We start from the raw sequence: 14,823 nt of genomic DNA on the forward strand, positions 1-14,823 counted from the left end.
CGCGGTCCTTGCTTCGCGATCCGCCTCGGCATCTTCTGCCTGGATCGCCGCCACCGCAACGACCCTATATGTCCAGGCCTCGCGGCTAAAGGCGCCGGCGCATGTTCAAGCATGTCTCAGGGCCCGGTTCGGCGGCACAGCCTCGCCATCGACGGAGCTTTTGTACCGCTTGCCCGCCTTGCATTGGGCATCGGACGCGATAAGCTGGCAGCGTGCGGACCCCGGTCCGCATCGAGGCTTGAGGACCTTGCCTGGGATATTTTGGCCGGGACGAACGATCGTTCCGGGCTGCTGGCGTAGATGTCCAGGCCGCGCTCGTCGGCTAAAAACGCCCGCCACGTCCCTTGCGCGAGTGACCCGATCGCCGGCCCGGCCGGCTCGCCTCGGCGCTGGAGGCGTCCCATGTCTTCCGCAGACGCTGTCACGCGCGCCGCGCCGGCGCGTGTCCGCTGCTCGCCATGAGCAGTGGATCGGCACTCCCTCGCGCACGTCGCGCCAAGGACGACGATGCGCTCGTCGAGACGCTGTACGCGGTCGAGGCGCCTCGCCTGGCGCGATCGCGTGCAAGGCGCTCCGATCGCCAGGATGCCTTCGACCTCGTCCATGACGCGTTCGTGCGACTGCTCGGACTGGGGCCGGAGCGATTACGATCCCTGGCGCAGGAGAAACCGGTGGCGTATCTCTGGAGGATCGCAACATCGGTTGGACTGGACCAGGCCAAGCGCGACGTTCGCCGCGCCTCGGACATGCACGTCCCGCTCGACGGCGTCGAACTCGTTGCCCCCGATGTCGAGCGGCAACTCGAGGCGCGCGACGAATTGCGACGCATCGAACGCGCCGTCCAGGCCATGCGGCCTCGCACCCGTGCCATCTTTCTCGCGCACCGCGTCGACGGCATGAGCTATGCCGAGATCGCGCAGGCCTGCGGGATTGGCGTGAAAGGGGTCGAGAAGCAGATGAGCCGGGCGATCGCCATTCTCGCCCATGAACTGGATCAGGCCGACAATGGCTGACGATCGACGGCTCCAGCGCGAGGCCGCGGCATGGCTCGCGCGTCTCCAGGCGCCCGATGGCGAACGCGATCGGGCCCGCTTCGAGGCGTGGCGCAACGCGGACCCTGCGCATTCCGCCGCCTTCGCCCGGGTCGAACGGCACTGGCAGGACAGCACCATCATGGCGCGGAGCGGCCTGCGCTACGGCGCACCGCTGACAAGGCCCTGGTGGCATGTCGGTGCGTCCACGCCCGCCCGCCTCGCCTTCGGCAGCGCCGCCGCCATGGCCCTTGTCGTCGCGGCATGGAGCATTTCGGATGCGCCGCGCGTCGTCGGGCCGGAACGCGTCGCCAGCGCCGTCGGCCAGCTTCGTAACATCCGCCTTCCCGATGGCTCACGCGTCACGCTCGATACCGACAGCACGCTGGCGATCCGTTACTCGGCCCAGGTCCGACAACTCGTGCTCGAGCAGGGCCGCGCGCGATTCACCGTGGCCCATGATCCGCGTCGCCCGTTCATCGTGGCGGCAGGTGCGATGACCGTCGTTGCACATGGCACGGTCTTCGATGTCGACACGCGAGCGAGCGGGGCGGGCGTGACGCTGATCCAGGGCATCGTCGAGGTCATCGCCCGATCGGCAAAGTCGCCGGAGCAACGCGTCCGGCTGACGGCCGGCAAGCAGGTCACCGCCACGGCGGATATGACCCGTCTCTCCGCGCCAAGGACGGTGCCAGCGGGCGCGACAGGCTGGACGAGCGGAATGCTCGGCTTCGATTCCGCGCCGCTCGATCGCGTCGTTGCCGAAGCGAACAGCTACACGTCAACCAAGCTGGTCCTTGCCGATCCCATGCTCGCCCGGCTGCGGGTCACCGGGGCATTCCCCGCCGACAAGCCCGAGGATCTGGCGGCCAGCCTTGCCCGCATGTTCGGCCTGCGCGTCGAAACGCGAGCGGATGGTGCCATCCTGCTGCTGCCGACCGGCGGCACCTCACGTGCGTCGCAAGGGGGGTAGATGGATCGCGTGTCGTTGAACCCGGTGGAGCGGCGATCATGCCGCAGGGGGAACGACGATGAATCGCTTCTATCTCGGGGGTGCCGGCCTTGCCTGCCTGGCCTTTGTTGCACCGGCCAATGGGCAGGCACGCGACGAACACGCCTATGACCTGCCCGCCCAGCCGCTGGGATCGGCGCTCATGGCGATCGCCCGGACGACCGGGCAGGCCGTCATGGTCGATGCGGCCCTTGTTGCCGGGCGCCGCGCGCCGTCGCTCAAGGGGCGATTCGATGCTGCGGGCGCGCTGGCACGCGTGCTCGCCGGGTCGGGCCTGCGGGCGGAGCCGATCAACCAGGGATTCGTGGTTCGGCCGAGCGGCACGCCGCAGGTCCGGGCCGAGGCGGAACAGTCCCCGGACACGGACATCGTGGTCACCGGAAGCCGCGTTCGCGGCGCCCCGGTCGCCTTGACGCTGATCGTCCGCACCGCCGACACGATCCGCAACGAAGGCCAGGCGACGCTTGCCGACGTCATCCGGACCATCCCGCAGAATTTCGGGGGCGGCCAGAACCCCGGCATCGGCGCCAATGTGCCCGCGGCAAGCGGCGTCAATGTCGGGAGCGGATCGTCGCTCAACCTGCGCGGCCTCGGCAGCGACGCGACATTGACGCTGCTCAATGGCCGGCGGCTCGCCTACAGTGCCTCGCGCCAGAGCGTCGATGTCTCCGCGATCCCGGTAAATGCGGTCGAGCGGATCGAGATCGTCGCGGACGGCGCTTCCGCGCTCTACGGGTCGGACGCGATCGCCGGGGTCGCCAATATCCGGCTGCGGCGCGACGCCCAGGGGCTGACCACGAGCGCTCGCCTTGGCGCCTCCACCGACGGCGGCAATGTCGAGCAGGTGTACGGCCTCGTCGCGGGAAAGCGATGGTCCGGCGGCGGCATGCTGCTCGCCTATGAGTTCGGGCGCAGCACCGCCATCCGCGCCGTCGACCGCGACTATGCCCGCGACTGGGTGCCCGGGCTCGATCTCTACCCATCGCTCCGGCGGCACAGCGTGGTGCTGAGCGGCCACCAGGGGCTCGGCGACGCTGTCGAGCTGTCGCTCGACCTGCTCTACAACAATCGCCGCAGCTTCTCCCAGTTTCCGTTGAGCGCCGCCGGGGTGGCGCCCTTTCGACACGCCGAGCAGCCCTCCGAGAGCGACTCGGCCGCGATCGCGCCGGCACTGCGCTGGTCTCCGGGCGCGTGGCGCTTCGAACTCGCGGGCAGCGCGGGCCGGGACCGGGTCCATTATGCGACCAACCAGTTCACCGGCACCCAGCTGACCAGCCGGACCTTCGGCTGCTATTGCAATGATGCCCATAGCGTCGAGCTCGCGGCCGATGGCCCGCTCTTCGCCTTGCCCGGCGGTCCTGCCAAGATCGCGCTGGGCGTCGGCTATCGTGATAACCGGCTGGTCAGCCAGCGCGGCGATAACAGCGCACAAAACGTCGATGCGCATCAGGACAGTCGCTACGCCTATGCTGAGGCCAGCCTGCCACTCATCGGCCCCGCCCAAGCCGTCCCGCTTGTCCATCGCCTCGATGCCAGCCTGGCCCTTCGCCATGAAGACTATCCCGGCATTGATGCGGTCACCACCCCCAAGCTCGGCCTAGTCTACGCACCGACGCCCGACGTCTCGTTGAAAGCGAGCTGGGGCCGGTCCTTCCGTGCACCGACCCTCCTCCAGCGCTACCAGCCACTGGTGGTCGCCGCACTTCCGGCCACCGTATTTGGCGGGACCGGCCTGCCATCGGGGGCCACGGCCCTGCTCTTGTCCGGGGGACGCGATACCCTGCAGCCTGAGCGTGCACGTAGCTGGTCGACGACGCTGGCACTGCATCCCGGCAAGGTCGACGGGCTGAGCATCGAGATCAGCTATTTCGAGACGCTCTATCGGGATCGCATCGTGGCACCGGTCACCTTCATTGCCCGTGCGCTCGCCGATCCCGCCTATGCCGACCAGGTGCTGCGCTCCCCCAGCCTTGCGACCCTCGAGAGTCTGCGTCTCGGGGCGGGGCAGTTCCTCAACGCCACGGGTCGCGCCTATGACCCTGCGAGCGTGGTCGCGGTCATCGACAACGCCAACCGCAATGCCGGGCGGCAGCGCGTAAAGGGCCTCGACATGCTGGCCCGCCTCGATCGCAGCGTTGGCGCCGGGCAGATCAACGCCACCCTTTCCGGCGCCTATCTGCAAAGCGACCAGCAGCTGACGCCGGCACAACCCATCGTCGATCTGGCCGGCACGATCTTCAACCCTCCTCATTTTCGCGGACGAGCCACCCTCGGCTGGACCCAGGGCGGCTTGACGATCACCGGCGCGGTGAGCCGGATCGGCGGGGTCGAGGACCGACGGACCACGCCGGCGCGCCGTGTCGGCGGCATGACGCAGGGCGACCTTACGCTTCGCTATCGCACCGGCCCAGGACCAACATGGTGGCACGGTGTCGACCTTGTCGTCACCGCACAGAACATCCTGGATGCCAAGCCCAGCGCGATCGCGACGACGCTGCCGTACGACACGCCCTACGATTCGACCAATTATTCGCCCTTCGGGCGTGTCCTCGCGATTTCGGCGACCAAGTCGTGGTGAGCGTTATGCTGCTGGCCGCTGGCCTCGCTGTCGCTGATATCGATGCCGCGCCCCCGCCATGCCCCAGCATCATGCCGGCATTCACCCCGGCCGCCGCAGCGGGACGGCCGGTCTCGCTCGACGATCTCCTGGCCTTGCGGGACATCGGCCAGCCCGACCCCTCGGTCGGTGGACCGAGCCCGCTCGCCGTCTCGCCCGATGGTCGCCGGATCGCGTTCGTCATCTCTCGCGCCGCCCCCGTGGCCAATCGCGTCTGCCAGGCCTTGGTCGTGCTCGGCCTCGAGCCGCAGGCTCGGCCACGGATCGTCGATGAAGGCGGCGAGGCGATACGCGCGGAAAATGTCGTGCGCGGGTCGCGGACCGGCAGCGGCCTGCCTGCGACCATCGTCCCGGCATGGTCGCCCAATGGGCGATACCTGGCCTATCTCAAGCGTGTCGGCGGCCGGACGCAGGCCTGGCGTGTCTCGGTCGACGACGGCACCGCCGTGCGGATCACCGACGCGCCGGTCGATGTCGAGGCCATCGCGTGGAGCGAGGATGGGTCAAGGCTTGTCTTTGCGACGCGGCCCGGGCGAACGACCTTCGCCGACGCGGTGCGCGCCGAGGGGCGCAACGGATTCCTGTTCGACCATCGCGTCATCCCGCCCAACGGCTTTGCACCGCAGCTGCCGGGCAACCTCGATAGAGTCGTTTGGTCGGTTCCCCGGGAGGGCGGATCGGTTGCGCGTGCCGGTCGCCAGGACATCGCACGCCTGGGTGGTGAACCGATATTGAGCGAGCCCTCTCCTTTGAATGCCGTGACATCGGACGGGCGGAAGGCGGGCGCCGAGGCGGACGGTCCGTCCCCCTTTGCCGGCCGCCGGATCTGGGCCGACGGGAACGGCGGCCGGCTGGCCTGTATCGCCTCCGAATGCCATGGCTCGATCCGCGGGATGTGGTGGGGCCCCGATGGCCGCAGCCTTCTCTTCCTCCGCTATGAGGGCCCGAACAACGAGCGTACGTCGCTCTTTCGCTGGACGCCGGGCGAGGCTGCAGTCCGTCGCATCTTGATTACCGAGGATGCGCTGGTCGGCTGCACCATGGCGCCCCAGGAGCTGCTGTGCCTGCGCGAAGCATCGCTGGCACCACGCCGCATCGTGGGAATCGACCTGGCCAGCGGTACCGCACGAACCGTCCTCGACCCGAACCCAGAGTTCGCGTCACTAGCCAAGCCCCATGTCGAGCGCCTGCGCTGGACGAACCCTGCGGGCCTTCCCGCCTGGGGCGATCTCGTCCTGCCTGCAGGACGACCGCCCGCCAGCGGCTGGCCGCTCGTCATCGTCCAGTACACCAGCCGCGGCTTCCTGCGCGGCGGCACGGGCGACGAATATCCGATCCTGCCGCTGGCGGCGAATGGGATCGCGGTGCTGAGCTTTCAGCGGCCGCCGCTTGTCGTGCAAGCCAAGCCCAACCTCTCGAGCGCCCAGGCCGTCGCGGCAGTCTTGCGCAACTGGGACGAGCGCCGCAGCACCCATGCTTCGCTCGAAGCGGGATTAGCGAAGCTTGCCGCGCGCGGCGACATCGACCGCGACCGGATGGGCATCACCGGGCTGAGCGACGGATCGACCACGGCGCGCTATGCTCTGGTCGCCGGCATGCCGTTCCGCGCCGCGTCGCTCAGCACCTGCTGCCGCTACCTGCGAAGCGACCTCATCTACGGAGGCGCCGTCCTCGCCGACGAGATGCGTGCCATGGGCTTCCCGAAGGTGACCGCCGACGATCCCGCATTCTGGGCGCCGATATCCTTGCCCCAGGCGGCCCACCGGCTGCGGACGCCCATTCTCTTCCAGCTGGCCGACGAGGAAGGCCTGTTCGCGCTCGAGACATTCGCGGCCCTGCGCGAGAACGACGTCCCCGTCGAGCTGCGCATCTTCCCGGACGAGCATCACATCAAATGGCAGCCGGCGCACCGGGCCGCGGTCTATGCCCGCAATCTCGACTGGTTCCGCTTCTGGCTCAGGGGGGAGGAGGATCCCGATCCCGCCAAGCGCGCCCAGTATCGGCGGTGGCGGGACTGGCGCGATCATTCGGCACTGACCCGACCTCCGGCATCAGCCCCATGACCGCGCCCACGCCTCGGCGTCGGCGAGTTGCAGAAGGCGGGCAAAGCGCAGGTCGCGGGCCGGTCCCGGCGCCAGCGCGGCCTCCACCGTCGCCCGGTCGATGACGCCATGGACGGCCAGGCATCCGTCGAGCAGGAAAGGCCGCAACATGTCGGCCTCCCGCTCAACCAGTCGCGCGAGGAAGCCGGTCGGCGTCCCCTTGGATCGCCGCCCCACCACCGATGCGGGCAGGCGAGCGGCATAGGCTTGTCGGACGGGCACGCGATTGCGTCCCTCTTCGAACCACATCCAGCTCGGCACTCGAAGCGCGGCCTCAGCAATCGGCTGCGAGACGAGGGGCGACAGGAGCGCCGGCTGTCGGTCCGGATCGAGGTCATCCGCGACCGCCATGGCGGCAAGAAGCAGGCCGACCTGCGCGGCCTTGCCCGGCGGCGTTCCTCGCGGCGCCTCGAGCCATGGATGAGAAGGATCAAGGCCATCGACCACCCGGGGGTCAAGGAGACTGTGGTCGACCGGCCAGCGATAGGCCGCACGACGCGTCATCAGGCGCGCGCCGGCGCGGGCCAGGACAGCGGCAAGGCTGACCTGGGCCATCCGTGCGATAGAGGCCGCCGTTGCGAGTGGTCGGCCCCCCCTGGCCGTGGCGAGCAGGGCGTCGACTACCGGGGCCACGCTTTGCAGCGAGCAGAACATGTTGTCGCCGCCACCGCCATCGATGACCAGTGCCGAGCCGGTTTCTCTCGCCAGGTCGTCCGCGGCAGCAAAAGTGGCCTGGCGGAACTGGGCGCCGGTCGGTCGTGGCAAGCCACGCGCGAGGGGACGGGTAAGATCGACTTGCCGAGGATCGCGAACGACCTCGAACAACGGGACGTCGAGATGGCGCGCCACGGTCCGGGCATGGTCGCGTTCGTCGCCCTGCGCGTCCGCGACCGCCATTGTCAGGCAGGTGAAGCGGCGTCCGCTGGACGCCAGCGCCGCCGCCACGACCGACGAATCCAGCCCGCCGGACAGGAGCAGGATCGCCGGCACGTCGACGGGGGGGCGTGACACGACCGCAGCGTCGATCGCCCCCGCCAAGGCGTCCGCCGCCACATCGCGCGTATGGAATGCCTGCGCCCGGTCGGCCCATGACCAGGGAGACCAGTACCGCTCCAGGTGAATGCCGCGGTCGGAAACCTGGATTGCCTCGCCGCCGCCAAGTTCCTCGACGCCGTGCAGGCAGGTGCGCCCATTGCGAAGGTCGGTGGCGGCGAGGAATTGGCCCAGGGCATGCCAGTCGACAGCCGGAGTCGTACCCCCGAATGCGCCCAATAGCCGAACCGAAGAGGCCAGGACGACATAGTCGGGCGTCTCATGCCAATAGCATGACAAGCTGCCGAACGGCGCGCGCAAGGCGTAGGGGCCGTCACGCGAGGTGCCGAAGGCAACGTAATCGCCCCAATGGTCACGCGTCAGTTCACTTGCCGCGCTTACAGTCCCGGACGAGGCGCGGAGTGTCGCTTCCGTCAGCGGCGTGGCCTCTCCGCGTCGGAATAGCGATCCGACAATCCAGCTTCCCGGCGTTGGAATCGCATGCGACGCTGCGATCATCATCCGATCGTCGATGTGGCATAGCCCAAGGCCAGCCCCGCTGGCTGCCTTGGAAAAGAGAGCTTGCTCTCCTGCGCCGAAGGGCTTGGGCTTGGCCAGCCATGCAGCGAACGCCGGCCTGATCATATCACCAGGACCGGCGTGAACGCGTGAACGACATGCAACTCGTCGTTGAGCACTTCGGTGTCGCGCTGGACCCAGGCATGCGCCGCGAACGGGTTCAACTGCACGCCGAAGACAAGCCGGGCATCGGTAGAAGCACACCGCCGGGCCAGCGCCAGCGACAGGGGAAGACAGTTCCCCGCCGGGCTGACCAGCAGGCGCAGTCGCGCAAAGGCGCCCGCATGGCGATCGGCATGGCGGGCAGTTCCGCTCCACCGCTCTCGCCGACGCTGAAGCCCTGCAAGTTCACATCCTAGGCCACGCCTGCGTATGCGCCAGGTGCTCGCCGCGAAGCACAGTCCGGCAATCATCGTCGAGGACCCGGGCTTGGTGTCGATTACCTCGAGGCGACTGGTCCGCGCGCGCGGGAAATCGCAAGGCACAAGAGGCTCTCCCTTGGCGCTGTCGAGCAGTCCGGCCCGGACGAGTGCGAGGAGCGGTGCCGCCTCATCACCCGCAAGTTCTGCACCGGCGCATTGTCGGTTAAGGGCTTGGCTCATTGCGACTGGAAGCATCCAATAGCGATCCAAGCGGGCATCGAGGAAGATCACGCTCTCGCCGATTGAGCAGAAGCCGACCAACGGGGGTAGGAAGAACCTCATCGCGAAACGGCGGGGTGTTCCCGGGAACACCCCGCCACCCTTTTAATCGTCGGCCAAGCCGGCGCCGAGGAACCCCTGGACCTCGTCAATCGGGGTACCGGCCGGCCCCTGGGTCAGGGCACGGGCATCGCCCAGGTCGACCAACGTCGGGGCGTTGTCGTTATCGCGTTCCATGACGTTCTCCTTGAATTGCCGCGATCATTCGCGACCCTAGGAGAATGTGCAGGTTGGACAGATATACGAACTTTATACGGGCTTGATATCTCGAATGTCGGCGCTGCTGGCGCACTGAGTCGATCCCAGTCGTTCCAAATGGGCGTGACTCAGACAACCGCTCTCGGCTCATGGAATGCAGCTAACGCTGGCCCTTTACAGCCCATTGTCCGTTTATGACCGGGTACCCTGCATCACTGATAGTCCCTGACCAACGGCCCGCTTCGGGAAAAACAATCATGAACATGTCATTGGAAATTGGCTGCGAGAAGCGACTGCCGCTAACCTGCTGCCGGTTTTCTAGACCGCTTTGAGCTGAAACATTTCAGTTATGATGGAGGGCCGGGGAAGCGGAGCGAGCAATGAAGAGGTCGAAGTTTTCGGAGGCGCAGATCGCCTTCGTGATGAAGCAGGCCAAGGACTGCACGAACGTTGGCGAGGTGTGCCGCAAGACCGGGATCGGCGAAGCGACGTTCTATGCCTGGCGCAAGAAGTATGCAGGGCTGATGCCGTCGGAGATGTGACGGCTGCGCCAGCTTGAGGAGGAGAATGCCAAGCTGAAGCGGTTGGTGACTAATCTGAGCCTCAACAAGGCGATGTTGCAGGATGTCGTCTCCCGGAAGCTCTAAGGCCTGACCGGCGTCGGCAGTTCGTCGACGCCGTCGGAAGTGCATGGCAGGCCAGTATCAGGCGGGCCTGTGGAGTGCTCCGGCGGTCGCCGCCCTGCGACTTGGCCGCCGGCGTGCCGTGCTGAACGACCAGTTGCCGCCAGCGGATCGCGCCCGCTGCGCTCACCCCGAACCGCGCTGCCGCAGCCCGGCATGACATCCCACCATCAATCGCGGCGACCATCCGGTCCTGAAGGTCCTGTGATAGCACTCGCGGCATCGGTGCCGGCCTCCTGACCCGGCCCAGAGCTTGAATCAGAAAAACCGCGCCCGTGTGAATCCTCAAAGAATCAGAAGGCGCGGAGATTGATCTACTATATAACGCGCCACGTTTCCATTGTGGAAATAGAACTAATGGAGCGTCTTCAATACGATTTATCATCTATCTTTAAAGCAAGGCGAATAATGATAAAAACATCAGCTCCAACAAAGGGAGTAAGCGCCATATAGAAGCCATTTAATCCAGATTTACTCATTAAAATAGCTATCGGAAAATGGAGTAACACAACAATTAAGAAGAATGGAATGAACCACTTCTTCCTCCTGAGAGGCCAAAGCATTCTAATCGATATTGCGACGGCTAGCATACAAAAAGACATCATAACGGGAAGCGCAGAAGAAAAGAATCTTCCTATTATTTCTGATGAAGCGATAGCCGCCGCCGCTATTAAAAATGCGTCTAGCGTGGTTAAGTCTTGAGTCCTGTTAGGCATTTCACCTACTTCTTTATGCAGTTATCATAATTAGATTTCACAGATTGATAATCATAATAAGTTCCGACCAGAGCGCCAGCCAGGCCGATCTTACCCCAGTTTCTTGCGACAAGGCTGCGTGCTTCCGATAGTTTCGCTTGTGCGGATCCACCAGCCTGTAAAAACCCAAAGGTCGAAATTGAGAGCGACCGAATAGATCCCCACATATCTTTACGGTTGGTCGTGATGCCGGATGCGATAAGAGAGGTCCCTGATAGAGCCAGTTGAGCAAGGTATGCTTCTGGCGCAAATAATCCAACACCAATACCAAGAGCATCCAAACCGAGTGCCACTCCTTCTTTTGTCCATAAGGCTCGGCCAATACATCCAAATGTAGAAGGCTGAACTGTCGGGGTTCGTTGATAGGTGCCAGCCGGTAGATTAAATTGCGTTGAACCATAGGGTATGCTGAGCTGCAAAGGGTCATCAGGAATGTCATATGTGACATCGTGACACCTGACCCCAGTTACAACAATATCGCCATTTGTCGCGGTGTCGGATCGGCCAGAAGGCACGGGAGCCGGGCAGAAGCTATAACGCAAGGTGGTAAGCCCGGTTGGATCTACATTATTTATTGGATCACCTTGTGCGTAAGCATACCAATTTAGCCCGTCTCCGTAGCCGATGGGGTCGGTCTGCATGAACCGGCCCAGGCTCGGCGAATACATTCTTGCCTTGTAATCCCACATACCGAGCTCCGGCAGCCAAATCTGGCCCGTATAGCCCAATCGGCCCTGATTATTCGGCGCCGGAATCCCGTACTCGTCGTAGCTATTGATCGTAGCACCACCAGATCCGTTTGTCACAGCCACGATGCTTCCCCGCTCATCGGCCAAGGGCCACCGCCTGTCAGTTGTGCCCGATCCCTCATACCACACGAGCAGTTCATCCGGACCAGACCCATATACATAGCGCCTGAGTATATGATCGCTCGATTCTTGAGCGAGTTGTCCATTGACCCAATCGTAATTTATGCCAGGGGTCTGTCCTAAGTATCCCATCGGGCCACGATATATAAGCTGACCCGAACCGTTCATAAACAGCTGGTTTCGTGTATTATATTGATAAGAGTTGCCACCTGACTGCGTGAGATTTCCGCGCGTATCATAATTAAAATTTATACCGCCAGCACTGGTGTACTGATTAAGTGCGTTAGTAGCGTACGTGCGGTCAGCGCTAGTGCCGCTCGTCCAAACAAACGCATCGTTGTTGCTGCTGCGGCCTGTGATCTGTCCTGCGGCATTGTAACTAAATGTGTAGGTGTTTGGCGCCGCCCCGGTAAACGAAAGCGTTCCAAGCAAACCGTTGGCATTATAGGAGTAACTGGTTGATACGCCGTTTCCCCGAGAAAGAACTATTCGCCTGCCAAGATCGTCGTAGCTCATAGAAGCAAGGACAAAGTTACCGTTCTCACGGACAGTCGATAACTGACCTGCGGTATCATGTTCATACGTTACGAAGAACCCATCAGCCCACGTCTGTCGAATCAGCGCCCCAGATGCGTCGTATAGCAAGCTTGTGCTTGATACGTTGCTTGCCTGCGTTGTAGCCCTACCTAAGGCATTATAGCTAAACGCATTGTACCAACCGTTCCCGTCAGACGCGCGCAACAAGCGCCCCATATTATCGTATGTATAGTCAACACTTACTTCAGCGACATTGGTATTCGGATTATGATCTTGGACACGCTGATTTAGAGCGTCATACGTATGAGTCAGGATCTGGCCATCGCGTAGGCGTCGACTTACGATATTTCCGCTTGGATCGTAGCCGAGTTGCTCGAAGCTTTTGTCTGGGTAAGTAGTAGTTTGCAGCCTATTCATGCCATCATAGGCATAGCTTGTAAGGTTGTTATTCGAGTCTGTGATAGATCCGAGGCGACCCAAGCTGTCGTACGTCTTAGACTCAACTATCGGATTGCCACTTCCCAGCCCACTTGTGACGCTAATTGGCCTGTCCAGGCTGTCATATGCAATGCGTGTAATGCGATCTGGGCCCGCGCTACCTTGCGTAGTGGAGGTACAGGCATCGGTGGCTCCACCGAAGCCATCGGGGTTCATGCGCACAGCAGTACATAACGGCTGACCTGTAGTAGTATAACTAAACTCTGTAAGGCCAAACGTCGCACCGTTTGCTGATCGCCGCGTCGCTGCTGGACGCCCTTGGCTGTCAAAAGTGGTTGAAACAGACTGTAGAGGGGAGAACCCGCCCATGTCGCCGTCGGCCTGCCCCGACGTGGTTCCCTGATCAACAGCGGCGACCTGACCGTCTGGAGCGTATGTCGTACGTATCGCTCGATAGCGTAACGGCCCACCACCATCTGGATCTGGGCCGACAATTCCTGTCTCACGGCGCATTGAGTCGTAATAATAGCGCACTGAGTCGGCGTTACCTGGCAAAGGTCCGTCAACAGTCTTGACGTCACCTGTTGCATAGAACGTAGAATTTACTACCGATGAAACAGAATTATCGCCCGAGGTGCGTGATACGGTAGTTGGCAAAAGCGCGCTGGTTGCATCATATGATATCGTGGTTTTGACCTCGTCAGCTGAACCTGCACAACTCGCCTGCGTTTGACATTCGGAACTGCCCCCAAGTAGCCATATTGAATCGCCTTGCTTGCCGCCAAACGATGCCGCGGCCTGAACATAGCTCATTGTCGTCATGGGGCGAACCCCATTAGCTCCTGCAGGTCGAGTAATAGTCTGGATTGCGCCGAACGCGGTATACGTATAGTCGGTTCTATTTCCTCTTGCATCAACAGTATAGGTCGGCTGATTGCACGTTGCTTTATTTTCACATGATGCAGGAAACGATGAGCTGGTAACTATATCTGCCGGCGTTCCTGATGTAATTGATCGCTGGCGCTGTTCTACTAGGTTTCCCCGTCCGTCATAACCAAAAGTTGTCAAGCTATAATTGTTGCCGTCGCTAACACTTTTTAAAGTCATGCGACCGTTTGAGTCATATTGCATGCTTTCTGAAAGAGGATTTGTCGATGTCTTTTGATGACTTATAATTTGGCCGTTTGGTGCGATATTAAATAATTCCGGACTCTGTGAACCAGGATTATACCTTTGCATTACACCCTGTGATTGCTTCCCTATTCTGTTGTACTGCCATACCCCCTTGCCATCACTAAAGGAGCTAACAATGTAAGAAGGGTAGGAAAGTATTCCTACTCCGCGATAATCTTGGTCCTGTGTAACATTATAAGTTAACTTTCTGCCTGACGGCAGATTTATGACCAACACGCCATTTGCATCGACGGCAAAGTTGGCCTTCCGACCCAAATTGTCTGACATAACATATGTATTCATGTCCCTTGTAACGGTCGGCCATGCGGACGAGAGGGTGCAGGTCGGGGCAGAAGGATCGCAGTTTTCATTTGCCATGTTAAAGACTACAGTCTTTGACAGACCATTGAATGTTGGATAGTGAGTCCACTCCAACCTTAACTGGTAACCAAGGCTACTTGTTATTGCTGTCAAGTACTCCGACTGATAGCTTGCGCCTGTTTGATCCTGCATTGCGTATTTTGTATAATAATACCTAAGAACTTGACCGGCTGGATAAATCAAAGAACTAATAGAATAGTTATAACCACTAGACGTTGCGTGGAAAGTTGCTTTTGCGCCATCTCTCATTGTATATGTGAATTGGTCTGATCCGGGGTCGTATGTGAGGGAAGATCCATCCGCCTGATCTGATGTGAACGTCGGTGAGGACTGCGACCCAGAGAAACTAAACGTTCGCGTTGATCCTCCTAAAACTACACTCGTCTTGTTGCCTGAAAAGAAACTAGTATTGATATAACCTCGAATTTCAGGCCTTTGATCTTGATCGTTTGTGCTCCAATTAAACCCGAGGCTGCCCGGCCCGCCTGGCCCTATTTCTATGCCAAAAAAGCGGAATACTAGGCGTCCCGACGCAAGGTCGACGCCATTCTCATCGACGCTTTGGAAGACAGGCGGAGGAGTCGGATTAGTTTGTGCGCCGACCGGACTAGCAAGCGATGTGGAAGCCAATAAGCTGCCCGCGAATGCGGTGATACGAGCGGAACGATTGAGCATGTTGCCACCTCCCCTTCGGTAAACAAGTCTTGCCGCTATC

General features: G+C 61.9%; 10 protein-coding genes and 1 pseudogene. 6 read left to right on the plus strand and 5 right to left on the minus strand.

Annotation, left to right across the window (positions count from 1 at the left end):
• The 5 genes from LRP66_RS10890 to LRP66_RS10910 form a co-directional block, all read left to right on the plus strand.
• Positions 1–300, plus strand: a 300-nt coding sequence (locus LRP66_RS10890; protein WP_230482626.1) for a hypothetical protein, incomplete at its 5' end; no start/stop codon positions are given.
• 158 nt (positions 301–458) lie between these two features.
• Positions 459–1,013, plus strand: coding sequence for an RNA polymerase sigma factor (locus tag LRP66_RS10895; RefSeq protein WP_230482627.1), 555 nt, complete (start codon positions 459–461; stop codon positions 1,011–1,013).
• Positions 1,006–2,004 carry a FecR family protein gene (locus LRP66_RS10900; RefSeq protein WP_230482628.1) on the plus strand — a complete coding sequence of 333 codons (999 nt, stop codon included), beginning with the start codon at positions 1,006–1,008 and terminating at the stop codon, positions 2,002–2,004. Before LRP66_RS10895 ends, LRP66_RS10900 begins: the two co-directional genes overlap by 8 nt.
• A gap of 58 nt (positions 2,005–2,062) precedes the next feature.
• Entirely contained in the window at positions 2,063–4,621 is a 2,559-nt protein-coding gene (locus LRP66_RS10905; protein ID WP_230482629.1) for a TonB-dependent receptor, read from the plus strand.
• Positions 4,622–4,626: 5 nt separating this feature from the next.
• The gene (locus tag LRP66_RS10910) at positions 4,627–6,723 is read left to right on the plus strand and encodes an Atxe2 family lasso peptide isopeptidase (protein ID WP_230482630.1); all 2,097 of its coding nucleotides are present in this window, start codon (positions 4,627–4,629) and stop codon (positions 6,721–6,723) included.
• On the opposite strand, the gene LRP66_RS10915 is transcribed toward LRP66_RS10910, so the two are convergent.
• The 3 genes from LRP66_RS10915 to LRP66_RS10925 all read right to left on the minus strand — a co-directional run bounded on the left by LRP66_RS10915 (position 6,712) and on the right by LRP66_RS10925 (position 9,251).
• Positions 6,712–8,313, minus strand: coding sequence for an asparagine synthase-related protein (locus tag LRP66_RS10915; RefSeq protein WP_230482631.1), 1,602 nt, complete (start codon positions 8,311–8,313; stop codon positions 6,712–6,714). The genes LRP66_RS10910 and LRP66_RS10915 overlap by 12 nt on opposite strands.
• Positions 8,314–8,435: 122 nt before the next feature.
• Complete coding sequence (locus LRP66_RS10920) at positions 8,436–9,026, minus strand: lasso peptide biosynthesis B2 protein (RefSeq protein WP_230482632.1); 591 nt, start codon at positions 9,024–9,026, stop codon at positions 8,436–8,438.
• Positions 9,027–9,119: 93 nt separating this feature from the next.
• The gene (locus LRP66_RS10925; protein WP_230482633.1) at positions 9,120–9,251 is read right to left on the minus strand and encodes a benenodin family lasso peptide; all 132 of its coding nucleotides are present in this window, start codon (positions 9,249–9,251) and stop codon (positions 9,120–9,122) included.
• A gap of 401 nt (positions 9,252–9,652) precedes the next feature.
• Here LRP66_RS10925 and LRP66_RS10930 point away from each other — a divergent pair.
• A pseudogene (locus LRP66_RS10930) lies at positions 9,653–10,011 on the plus strand (transposase); the annotation flags it as partial.
• A 312-nt stretch (positions 10,012–10,323) separates the two neighbouring features.
• Here the strand turns inward: LRP66_RS10930 and LRP66_RS10940 are convergent.
• Entirely contained in the window at positions 10,324–10,671 is a 348-nt protein-coding gene (locus LRP66_RS10940) for a hypothetical protein (RefSeq protein WP_230482634.1), read from the minus strand.
• A 5-nt stretch (positions 10,672–10,676) separates the two neighbouring features.
• A complete protein-coding gene (locus LRP66_RS10945; protein WP_230482635.1) occupies positions 10,677–14,783 on the minus strand; it encodes an RHS repeat-associated core domain-containing protein in 4,107 nt (1,368 codons plus the stop codon).
• Between the last annotated feature and the right edge of the window lie 40 nt (positions 14,784–14,823).

Source organism: Sphingomonas sp. Leaf21, from assembly GCF_916858675.1.
Taxonomy (GTDB): domain Bacteria; phylum Pseudomonadota; class Alphaproteobacteria; order Sphingomonadales; family Sphingomonadaceae; genus Sphingomonas.